Below are 10,564 nucleotides of genomic sequence, written 5' to 3'. Positions count from 1 at the left end.
GCGAAGAACTCCAGCACTTGTTTGCGCGACAGCTTCTTGCGCAGCACCACCTGCTCCGCCGCATCAACCCCATGCAGCACAAAAATATACTTCGACGTATCAATCCCAATGCGGATAATCTGGTTCACGGACGGCTCCCTTGTATGAGATCTAGACAACCTCATTCTGGCACACTGATGCCGTAGGGGGCCGTCCACACCATCAACCACCGCATTTTGATGATGAACGGGATCGTGGCCCCAGCGTCGCGCAACAATTGAGAGTTGGGGTAATGGGTCCTGGCTTTCGCCAGGACGACACTGAGTGTGCGGCGCGGTTCTTGTGGGTCACACGATCGCATTCTCGCGACATGATTTGCCTGAGCTTTTGCTTCTCGTCTCGCCTCTGCTGTAGAGGGCGCAGGGAAAGCCGACTGCCGATCGCGACGGTTCCATGCTATAGCCACGTCACTTGGCTGCTTGCTGTGGGGCTCGACAATGCCGATCAATCGCTTGCTGAAGACGGACGAATACACGCCGGAGCAAATCGAGCTCTTCAACAGGGCGTTCAGCCTGGCGCTGCATTCGATGGGTCTGGTCGATCGCAACGATCCGCTTTGCGAGATCGTGGCCCGCAAGGTCATCGAGATCGGCAAGACCGGCGCCCTCGACGCGAAGGGCGTCGCGGAAGCGGCTGTGGCCAGCATCGGTCTCTGACGGCCGACGCGGTCGATGGCCGCTGACGGAACGGCGCTTACCCCGCGGATCGGACGTTCCGGCTGAGCGCGGGCCGCCGCCGTTGCAGGCGGCCCGCCATCAGAGCGGCCTCACTCGACTTCCTGGACGACCGTACGGGTGTCGGGATCGACCAGCATCACGCGCTGGCCGGTATAGACATAGCGATATCTGGTGAGCGACGGGCCCCAATCGGCAGGCACCGCTTCAAGCTCGACCTCGCGCGGCACAGGCGAGCCGACGACGATCCTCTCCCGCGTCTCGACGGGACGGATCTTGTGTTCGGTCACATAGCTGTGGATTCGCGTACGGTATTGCGGCTCGATCTGCACGGTGGCGGCATGTCCGGCACCGGTCGTGCCGACAATCGTGCTCTGGGCGAAAGCGCCCGTCGACGCCAATACGGCGGCAACAGAAATCAAAACCAGTCTTTTCATAACGTCCTCCTCACCGCTCCATGCGGCGTTTCGAGAACCGCGACAGAATGGCAATGTTCCTAATGGAGGATCCCCATCAATCGCGCCGCCGGCACGCCTCTCGCGGCAAGACCGGCTTCATCCGGGAATGATCGTCTTGTTCGGCTGGTCCAGTGCTGGCGCGTCCGGACTTTCGCTCTCCGCATTCAGCTCGACCTCGGCCGCGTGCCGGAATTGCTCGTCCCTGCCGTCGGGCTTTCCGGCCTTCTCCCAGAGCTGCCGCGCGTAGTCCCGGATCTGCTGTACGGTGGCCATGTCATTCCTCGGGAATTCCGAGCTCCTTGCGAACCGTCACGGCTGAGTCACCGACCTTCTCGACGGCTTTACGCAGCTGTTCGCGCGACACGCCGAGGGCATGTGTCCAGCATCTCACCTGAAGCAGATCGTGCATGTTGATCTTCGATCGATCGAACTGCTCTTTCCTGGTCAGGCGCTTCGTCACTGAATTTCTCGCGTCAACCGCTCGGCCTGAGCCTCGGCCGTTGCTGGCGATCCAATCTTCCGGACAGTCATTTGTTCCTTTCTTGGATGGCTGGGTGCTCACCCCTCGGAGGAACATTCTCCGCGAGCGATACTTCAGTCGTGAGAGGCCGCGGGCGGCAGCACGAACAAAGGTAAGCCATGACAGGCATTGCAGACAGGATCGGCGGACGGGTCAAGCAGCTCATCGCCGAGATCATCAACGATGGCAGGCTTGCCAAGGAAGGCGCGCAGCAGATCAAGAAGGCCGAGAACGCGCCGCCCGCGAAGCCGTTCGGCAATTTGGACAAGCTGACCTAGATGCCCAGATACTTCTTCCATCTCGCGGGCGACATCCCCGCACACGACGTCGTCGGTCACGACTGTGCCGACGACAAGGACGCCCAGGATCACGGCAGCTTCATCGCTCACCGGATCGGGACCGAAAAGCCGGAGATGGTTCGCGACGGCAATTTCATTTCGGTTCGCGATGCGGGCGATAGCGAACTCTTCCGCATCCCCCTGGCTTCGACGAGCGTCTGACGGGGAACGATCGTTCTCATCTCGGCTCGGCTCGCTTCCCGCAGACCGACGCTGCCGGCCGATGTCCGGCATTCCCTGGCCGGCCCGCCGCATGGTGCTCTCAAGGACGCGACCAGGACAGGCCACGCCCCGCCGTTCAATAGGAACAAACGACGACGAGCGCGGTTCGGACCTACATCAGGGTTGAAAACACCAATTGCACACATGAAACGCCGTAATCGCTTCAAGCAAACCACGACGCTCGCATACCGCCTCATTCAGCTGGAGGAAGCGGCCCGCGCGAGGGCTTCGCATCTGCCTCCCGGCACCGAGCGGGAACGACTTCTCAAGAAGGCCCGCGAGGCCGAGCGCGCCGTCCAGATCGACCAATGGCTCGCCACTCCGGGAGCAGAGCCGCCACCATAGCGCTTCGATTCACATAAGTTGTGTCGATTCACATAAGCTAATGCGCGCACAGCCGCGAGAGGCGTTCGAGGCTCGGGCCCGCCCCAACGTCGGGTTTTGCCCCAACCAGACTTGCAGCCGGCCTCAACCCACCTCGCCCTTCGCTCCGGAGCGCCCCCAGGCAGCATCTCGCGCACATCCCGATCAGGGGCGGCGGCTCAGTGAGAGCCCTTTCGTGCGAGCCGCACACCGCGTGGCGAATCGCCGAAGCGGGCTCGGAACAGACGGTTGAAATGCGAAACATCCGAGAAACCGACCTCGAGCGCGATATCGGAAATTCGCCGACGGCCGGCATCTGGCTCGGTGAGCAATTTGAGCGCCCGCTCGAGCCGCAATTCATTCAAGCGCTCGGTGAATGACGGTCCTGATGACGCCATCAGGCGCTGCAGATAGCGCGACGAGATGCCCTGGCCACGCGCAACCGTTTGAACGTTGAGCCCGGGCTCCTCAAAGTGTGCGGCGATGTAGTCGAGCACGGCACGGTGCCGCGCAGCGACGACGGCGCTCGCGCTGCTCTCGCCCAGCGCAGCACACTCGCCGATCGCGAGCGCGATGAGATCGTGGATATGGGTCACGACCGTATCGCGAAGCTTCGGCGCGCTCAGCGCTTTCGTCTTGAGCACCGATTTCAGGTATGAGATAAAGAGTCGGAATGCCTCTGTCCGGTGCCAAATCGGCCGCATGACCAGGCCTTCGACGTCGCTCACGCGCTGCGCAAGTGCCTCGCGCGGCACGGCCAGGCCGAATTGCAACCCGTCGATATAGGTGACGCTGGCAGGCTCGGAATGCAGAATTGCGATTGCATCGCCGGCGCGAAAATCGGCGTCCCGGCCGCGCTGCGATAGCTGACCTCTGCCCGGAGAGCAGAAGATGACCCCGATGGAGTCATCGCCATCGGCAAGGTTCGCCTGCAAACGCTTGAACCGCATCGACGTGCCCTTCAGCGCCAGCATGCGTAGACCCTGAACGGCTCGCAGCGATGCATCGGCCTGGAATGAAACGTTCGAGAGAGGCTCGATATCGGCGTGCACGATGCATCGGCCAAAGTGCTCGCGCCAGAGCGGGATACGAATGCGTTCCGGAAGCTCGCACGTCGAAAATCGATACGATGCGAAATTGGCTGCGTCCATCGGCATGGGGACCTCCAGCCTTCACAAAACACCAGAATGAAATGCTGCGGCACTCCACAGTCAGTATCTGCATTTTGCGATTCACGCACCGGCCTTCGCTCGATCCGTGCGCATGAGTCCAAGAAGCCACGTCACCGGTCTGCTAGTCTTGCTCGCCTGTGATTGATGCTGATGTGAACTGGTTCACTTGGTGATTAGAATATTACGTATATAATGACATCATGAAAATCGCGGCAAATTTCCCTTTTAAGAAGAAGCAGTCGCGATCGCTCTATTTATAATTGCTGCCATCGGATCCGCTTCAAACATTCCGGGCAGCGTGCAAGCGCAAATCAGTGTCGTGCCCCTGTACGCGGTTTCCTGGCTAAGACGCCACGCGCAGGTCATTCAGTAGAACGACTGATATCGATTTTGGTTGCGTCGGACTGCCTGCGGCACTGTCGGTTATCGCCGCCGGTTGAAATGGTCGAAATCTGTCACGTGGGAAAGTCAACCTAGTGATCAAGAAGGCGTTCGATCATGTCCATCATATTCGACATGCTTTATCGTGAATACTGTCGTGCCCGCCTCGCCGAAATGCGAAAGCAGCATTTGTTGCCGGCCATCGACGACGTCGCGCCGGCGGCGCCGTCAGAGGATAGCGATCCACCCGGCCCCCGTGATTGCGGCTGGCCGGCGGAAGCGCCGCCAACCCTGGGGTAGTAGCTGGAGCGCACAATCATACAGGTTGGCCGGAGGCTAGTCCGGCACGCGCACGCCTCGGAGCACCCGGGCGTCTCATGGACCTGGGTCCGATGAGGCTGCGCGCCCGCCAGACAGATCGATAGATGCACGATCGAACCCGCAGCTCGAAGCGATTGCTCGGCGAGACTCCGCCGGAGTTCAGATCGACCGGCCGCGACCCGCGCATCGATGTCTGTCGCGGGATCGCGTTGTGGTGGATCTTTCTCGATCACATTCCAGACAACGTCGGAAGCTGGCTGACCCTGCGCAACTACGGCTTCTGCGATGCCGCCGAAATCTTCATGTTCATCTCGGGCGTCACCTGCGCACTGGCCTACGGCAGGGCGCGTCAGCGCGACGGTTGGCGCGGCATGATCGGCCGTTCGCTGCGGCGAGGATGGGATATCTATGCCGCCTTTCTGCTGCTGACGCTCGCCTGCGCGATCGTCGTCTACCTCGCGGGCAGCGACCGTCTCGCCGACGACAGCAATACGCGGGTTCTGTTCGAACGTCCGGGCGCAGCGCTTGCGCACGCCGCGGTGCTGCAATTCCACCCTGTCAATACCGACGTGCTGCCGGTCTTTGTGATCTGTCACGTGTTGTTCGCACCGCTGCTGTGGCTGCTGCTGCGAGCGCCGAACCTGGCGCTTGGTCTTTCGCTGTCGCTTTATGCGCTGGTGCATGTCTTCGGCTGGAGCATTCCCGCCTGGCCCGACGGCGTCTGGTTCTTCAACCCACTGGCCTGGCAGCTTCCGGTCGTGCTGGGCGCATGGTACGTCATCGAGGGAAGGACGATCCAGGGATGGGTGACGTCGCGCCCTGCGCTGGTTCTGTCCGCGCTCTATCTCGCGTTCGGCATCGTCGTTGCGCTGGGCCACGGCATCAAGCCGCCGCTGCTGCCGCAGGCGCTGACGGATCTGCTGTTTCCGATGGACAAGTCGAATTTGAGCCCGTTGCGGCTGCTGCATTTTCTGGCACTTGCCATCGTGGTGTCATGGCTCGTTCCAGCGGGCTGGCAGGGACTGTCGACGCCGATGCTGCGCAGCGCGAGGCGTTGTGGCGAGAACTCGCTGCCGATCTATTGTCTCGGCGTCCTGCTGGCGCTCGCCAGCCAATGCGACCTGTTTGACATCTCGAACCGGCTCTCGATGCAGATCGGACTCAGTCTTGCCGGTGTCCTTGTGATGGTCGTGGTCGCGACGCTGCTGAACACGCTCGGCACCAAGCGCGCCCGGCCGCCGGATGTCGATGCGGCCGGACTTGACCTTGTGCCGCGCGCCGGCGATCGCGGCATTTTCGACGGTCATGGCGCGCATATCCTCTAGAGCGCGTCATCGTGCGCGGGAGAAGCAGATGCTCTCCCACGCACGGTCAACGCCGACGCTCAGCTCGACTGCCGCGCGGCGTCGAGGATCAGCCGCGCGATCGCGTCCGGCTGCGAGATCAGCGCGAGATGGCTGGCCTTCACCTCGATCGTGGTGGCGCCCATCCGCTTGGCCATGAAGCGCTCGAGATCCGGATTGATGGTGCGGTCTTCGGTCGAGACGGCGTAGTAGCTCGGCTTGCTGCGCCAGGCCGCATGGCTGGTCTTGCCGGCCAGCAGTTGCTTGTGGAATGGCTGCTGCACGGCATAGAGCACCTTCGCCTTCGCCTCCGGCAGGTCGCCGGCGAAATCGCGCAGGAACGCTTGTTCGCTGAGCCGGCCCTCGTCGCCGTCGAACACGATGCCGGCGCTCGCGGGCGGCGTCGGATAGGTCTTGGCCAGCGCGGTGTAATCCTCGTCCGCATCGGGTGCGCGCGCCGCGACATAGACCAGCGCCGAGACATTCGGATGCACGCCGGCCTCGGTGACGATCATGCCGGAGAAGGAATGGCCGACCAGCACGGTCGGACCATCCTGGCGATCGAGCACCCGCTGCGCGGAGGCAACCGCTTCGGGCAGCGTGGTCAACGGATTTTGCACCGACGTGACGTTGAGCCCGGCGGCCTGCAGCCGCGGAATGACCTCGGACCAGCAGGAGCCGTCGGCGAACAGGCCGTGCACCAGCACGACGTTGTGCGCCTTGACCGGCGGCGTGGTGGCGGCCATGCCGCGCGTGGACACCAGTGAAGCCGCGGCTCCAGCGAGCAAGGCGGTCGAGAAGGCGCGTCTGTTCATCATCATGTTACTGCTCCGTTGTTGTATGCTGAGTTGAAAATCAGAGAAGCGCGTCCACCTGCGGTGAACGGACAATCTCTCCTACGCGCGCAAAGGCCTCGTGGTTACGCTCGATGCTGTCGTGATCGTAAAGATAGTTGACCATGATGCCGAAGGATTCCGCCATCGCGCGGTCGGCCGTGTTGCCGAGCCAATTGATCCGCTCCAGCCGGGCACCGTTGCCGAGATGGAAGCGCGCCACCGGATCGATGCGATTTCCTGACGCCGGCGAGCGCGTGAGATATTGCGCGCACAGCTTCATCAGGACCGGACGCCAGGTCTCGCAGGTCGCCGCGTCGTGCCACCAGCCTTCGCGGTCCAGCTCGCGCAGCATCGCGACGTCTTTGCCGCCGGATTGCGGCTGCTGGCTGAGCCAGCGCCGGAAACCCGGGATCGGCGACAGCGTGGAGAAGCGCTTCAGCTGCGGGAATTCCGTTTGCAGCTCCTCGACCACCTGCTTGATCAGGAAATTGCCGAACGACACGCCGCGCAGTCCGTCCTGGCAGTTGGAGATCGAATAGAAGATCGCGGTGTCGGCATGCGCGGCCCTGAGGCCTGCGCTGTCCTGATCCGCATCCTGCACCAGTAGCGGTGGCACGGCGGTGGCCAGTCCCTGCACCAGCGCGACCTCGACGAAGATCAGCGGCTCGCCGGGCAGCGCGGGGTGGAAGAAGGCAAAGCAGCGGCGGTCGGGCGCAAGGCGGCGGCGCAGATCGTCCCAGCCCTTGATCTCGTGCACCGCCTCATAGGCGATCAGCTTCTCGAGCACGGCGGCCGGCGACTGCCAGTCGATGCGGCGAAGCTCGAGAAAGCCGCGATTGAACCATGAGACGAACAGATGCTTGAGATCGGCATCGAGCAGCTTCAGCTCCGGTTCGGGGCCGAGACGGCCGGCGATCTCGCTGCGCATCGCGATCAGGCTCGCCGTGCCGCCGGGCGCCATGTTCATCCGCCGCAACACCTCCTGGCGCGGCGGATCCGCGGCGTCGGCCAAGGCGGCCGCGGCCGCCGCGGTGCCGTCGGCAAGATAACGCTTCGCCGCATCCTGCAGCGCCGCCGCGTCGGGCTGAAACGCGCTCGCCAGATAACGTTGAAAGCCGTGCCGGCCGTCGGCATCGAGCGCGCGCATGGTCTGCTGCAATTGGCGCGCGATCAGGGCGCCCGACGCTTCGCCGCGCTCGGACAACAATGCCGCGGCGAGTTGCCTCGCTTTGTCGAGTGAGGCCGGTGGACTGCCTGGGATGTGCTCGGCGTGGGTCATGGGAGCCTCCTTCTAGCGGCGGAATTTGGCAGGCGGCACGTAGAGGCCGCCCGATGCAGTGACGAGGTCGTCGATCGATTTCGCGGCGAGCCAGTCGCGCGTCGCCGTCTCGACGTCGAGGCCGAGATCGGACGGCAGCATCACGATGCCGCGGCGGCGCAGGCCGTCAGTCGTCCCGGCGTCCTGCCGCCGGCCGAACTCGGTGTCGCCGGCGACCGCGCGCAGGGCGGCCTCGCGCTCCTGCGGCGAGCGGCAACGCAACAGGTTGCAGACGCCGCGTTCGGTGATCACGTGGGTGACATCGTCGCCATGGATCATGACGGGCGGCAGCGCGAAGCCGGCCGAGGCCGCGAGGTCGAACGCGTCGAGGCGCTCGACGAAGCTCGGCGCGCCGTTCGGCTGCCAGGTCTGGACCATCTGCACCACGAGCTTGCGGCCGCGCAGACGCTCGCCTGCTTCCTCGCCGGCACGCAACCAGGCAACGCTGTCGTGGCGTCGGCCGCGCGGATCGGCACCCATGTTCGGCGCGCCGCCGAAGCCCGTGATGCGGTCCTTGGTGGCGGTCGAGCTGTTGCCCTCGGGATCGATCTGCAAGGTGCCGCCGACGAACAGGTCGCAGGCATATTGTCCGGCGACCTGCGCCAGCGCGCGGTTGGAGCGCAGATTGCCGTCGGCGCCGACCGGAAACACGTCGGGACGGCTGGCGACAAATCGCTCCATGCCGAGCTCCGAGCCGAAGCAATAGACGTTGTCGACGAAGCCGGCTTCGATGGCGGGGATCAGCGTCGGATGCGGGTTGAGCACGAAATTCCGCGCGACCTTGCCCTTCAGCCCGCGCCTGGCGGCAAAGGTCGGCAGGATCAGCTCGATCGCCGCGGTGGCATAGCCGATGCCGTGATTGAGCCGTGTCACCTGATAAGGTTCGTACACCGCCGATATCGCCATCATCGCCATCAGGACATTCTCGTCCCTGACCTTGGCGGGATCGCGCGTGAACAGCGGATCGATCGCATACGGCTTCGGACCGGGCACCACGACATCGACCCAGTCGCCGGGGATGTCGACGCGCGGCAGACGATCGACGATCTCGTTGACCTGCGCCACGACGACGCCACCGCGGAACGCCGCGGCCTCGGCGATGGTCGGCGTGTCCTCGGTGTTCGGACCGGTGTACAGATTGCCGTGGCGATCGGCCTTGTCGGCAACGATGAGCGCAACCTGCGGCGTCAGGTCCACCAGCATCCGCGCGTAAAGCTCGAGATAGGTATGGATCGCGCCGATCCGCAGCGCCTTGGCGGCAACGAGCTCGGCAAGGCGGCGGCTCTGCGGGCCGGCAAAGGCGAAGTCCAGGCGGTTGGCGATGCCGCGCTCGAACACCGCGAGATGATCGGGAAGCGCCAGCACCGACTGCACCATGTGCAGATCATGCACCCGCGCCGGGTTCACCCCGGCGAGGCACGCGGCCAGGAAGTCCGCCTGCTTCTGGTTGTCGCCCTCGAGCGCCACCCGGTCGCCGGATGCGATGACCGCCTCGAGCAGCTCGACCGCGCGGTCGGGCGGGCAGACCTTTCCGTTTGTGCCGCAGACAGCTCGCGCGCGCGCCAGACGCGCCGTGCGATCGGTTCGTGGTGTTGTCTCCGACATGATGGCCTCTCCTTGCTTGGTCATGAAGCGAAGGTAGGCGGCCGGCATTGATAATAGAAACGATATTCTATAATATGATTGATTATGAAAATGGATTAATCGATGCTCGACCTCGAACTTTTGCGGGCCTTCGTCGCGGTCGCCGATTGCGGCGGCTTCCACCGCGCCGCCGAGCAATTGCATCTGACCCAGTCGACCATCAGCCAGCAGATCAAGCGGCTCGAGCTCGAGACCCGGCGGCCGCTGTTCCGGCGCACGACGCGCAGCGTCGCGCTGACCGACGAAGGCGAGATGCTGCTCGGCGATGCGCGGCGTTTGCTGCAGCTCGAGGAAGCGGCGCGGCAGCGGCTGGTGGCGCCGCGGCTGTCCGGCTCGGTCCGTCTCGGCGTGGTCGAGGAAGTCGCCGGCGGCTCATTGCCGTCGGCGCTCGGCCGCTTCGCCGCGCTGCATCGCGGCGTCAAGCTCGAGGTGCAGATCGGCGTCAGCGCCGAACTGATCGAGCAGCTCGATGCGGGCCGGCTCGATCTGGTGTTCGCCAAGCGGCCGCTCGGAACGTCGAAAGGCCGCCTGGTGTGGCGCGAACCGCTGGTGTGGACCGCGGCGGAAACGTTCGATCTCGTTCCCGGCGCGCCGCTGCCGCTGGCGCTGTACCGCGAACGATCGGTGTCGCGCGACGCCGCACTCTCCGCGCTGCGCGACGGCGAGCTCGGCTGGGAGATCGTCTATACCAGCCCGAGCCTGACCGGCGTCCGCGCCGCCGCCGTCGCGGGACTTGCCATTACCCCGCTGCCGCTCAGCGCCGTCACCACGGGCCTGCGCGTTCTCGGAATTGGCGACGGCCTGCCGCCGCTTCCCGATCTGGAATTCGCCATCTACGAGAAAAGACGGCCGGACAAGGCCGCGGAGGCGCTCGCCGATGCCTTGCTGACGCTGGCGCGCGGTCCCCTGCGCCCCTCGATTTGAGCGCACCGAAC

13 protein-coding genes and 1 pseudogene are annotated in these 10,564 nt (G+C 64.2%); 5 read left to right on the top strand and 9 right to left on the bottom strand.

All coding sequences use genetic code 11. From position 1 onward, the window contains the following. Positions 1-128 (bottom strand): annotated as a pseudogene (locus J6525_RS33380) (IS110 family transposase); the annotation flags it as partial. Positions 129-476: 348 nt separating this feature from the next. Between J6525_RS33380 and J6525_RS33375 the strand changes: the two are divergent. Next, the gene (locus J6525_RS33375) at positions 477-695 is read left to right on the top strand and encodes a hypothetical protein (protein ID WP_143029745.1); all 219 of its coding nucleotides are present in this window, start codon (positions 477-479) and stop codon (positions 693-695) included. Between the two features lie 110 nt (positions 696-805). Here the strand turns inward: J6525_RS33375 and J6525_RS33370 are convergent, their stop codons facing one another. The 4 genes from J6525_RS33370 to J6525_RS47910 form a co-directional block, all read right to left on the bottom strand. Beyond that, positions 806-1,150, bottom strand: a complete 345-nt coding sequence (locus J6525_RS33370; protein ID WP_092089173.1) for a DUF1236 domain-containing protein — start codon at positions 1,148-1,150, stop codon at positions 806-808. 117 nt (positions 1,151-1,267) lie between these two features. After that, positions 1,268-1,444 (bottom strand): DUF2934 domain-containing protein, encoded by a 177-nt coding sequence (locus J6525_RS33365; RefSeq protein WP_143029746.1) that lies wholly within the window; start codon positions 1,442-1,444, stop codon positions 1,268-1,270. Position 1,445: 1 nt separating this feature from the next. Further along, on the bottom strand, positions 1,446-1,631 hold the full coding sequence (locus J6525_RS33360; RefSeq protein ID WP_028333447.1) for a DUF3606 domain-containing protein: 186 nt from the start codon (positions 1,629-1,631) through the stop codon (positions 1,446-1,448). A gap of 134 nt (positions 1,632-1,765) precedes the next feature. Next, a complete protein-coding gene (locus J6525_RS47910; protein ID WP_225647861.1) occupies positions 1,766-2,284 on the bottom strand; it encodes a hypothetical protein in 519 nt (172 codons plus the stop codon). Positions 2,285-2,395: 111 nt separating this feature from the next. Here J6525_RS47910 and J6525_RS33350 point away from each other — a divergent pair, with 111 nt between their 5' ends. Next, entirely contained in the window at positions 2,396-2,596 is a 201-nt protein-coding gene (locus J6525_RS33350; RefSeq protein ID WP_057017332.1) for a hypothetical protein, read from the top strand. Positions 2,597-2,793: 197 nt separating this feature from the next. On the opposite strand, the gene J6525_RS33345 is transcribed toward J6525_RS33350, so the two are convergent. Beyond that, a complete protein-coding gene (locus J6525_RS33345) occupies positions 2,794-3,765 on the bottom strand; it encodes a helix-turn-helix transcriptional regulator (protein ID WP_225647865.1) in 972 nt (323 codons plus the stop codon). A gap of 519 nt (positions 3,766-4,284) precedes the next feature. Here J6525_RS33345 and J6525_RS33340 point away from each other — a divergent pair. Both J6525_RS33340 and J6525_RS33335 read left to right on the top strand, forming a co-directional pair. Further along, complete coding sequence (locus J6525_RS33340) at positions 4,285-4,467, top strand: hypothetical protein (RefSeq protein WP_225647860.1); 183 nt, start codon at positions 4,285-4,287, stop codon at positions 4,465-4,467. A gap of 125 nt (positions 4,468-4,592) precedes the next feature. Further along, complete coding sequence (locus tag J6525_RS33335) at positions 4,593-5,813, top strand: OpgC family protein (RefSeq protein WP_225647859.1); 1,221 nt, start codon at positions 4,593-4,595, stop codon at positions 5,811-5,813. Positions 5,814-5,872: 59 nt separating this feature from the next. Here J6525_RS33335 and J6525_RS33330 read toward each other — a convergent pair whose 3' ends face one another. Genes J6525_RS33330 through mdcA form a run of 3 tightly spaced genes read right to left on the bottom strand, consistent with a single transcriptional unit; the run spans position 5,873 to position 9,614 of the window. Then, positions 5,873-6,652 carry an alpha/beta fold hydrolase gene (locus tag J6525_RS33330; protein ID WP_225647858.1) on the bottom strand — a complete coding sequence of 260 codons (780 nt, stop codon included), beginning with the start codon at positions 6,650-6,652 and terminating at the stop codon, positions 5,873-5,875. A gap of 34 nt (positions 6,653-6,686) precedes the next feature. Beyond that, on the bottom strand, positions 6,687-7,946 hold the full coding sequence (locus tag J6525_RS33325; RefSeq protein ID WP_225647857.1) for a malonyl-CoA decarboxylase: 1,260 nt from the start codon (positions 7,944-7,946) through the stop codon (positions 6,687-6,689). A gap of 12 nt (positions 7,947-7,958) precedes the next feature. Next, positions 7,959-9,614, bottom strand: a complete 1,656-nt coding sequence (gene mdcA / locus J6525_RS33320; RefSeq protein WP_225647856.1) for a malonate decarboxylase subunit alpha — start codon at positions 9,612-9,614, stop codon at positions 7,959-7,961. 78 nt (positions 9,615-9,692) lie between these two features. Here mdcA and J6525_RS33315 point away from each other — a divergent pair, with 78 nt between their 5' ends. Beyond that, on the top strand, positions 9,693-10,553 hold the full coding sequence (locus J6525_RS33315) for a LysR substrate-binding domain-containing protein (RefSeq protein WP_225647855.1): 861 nt from the start codon (positions 9,693-9,695) through the stop codon (positions 10,551-10,553). The last annotated feature ends 11 nt before the right edge of the window (positions 10,554-10,564 follow it).

Source organism: Bradyrhizobium australafricanum (assembly GCF_020329495.1).
GTDB classification, from domain to species: domain Bacteria; phylum Pseudomonadota; class Alphaproteobacteria; order Rhizobiales; family Xanthobacteraceae; genus Bradyrhizobium; species Bradyrhizobium australafricanum.
This window is presented reverse-complemented; position numbering and strand designations above follow the sequence as displayed.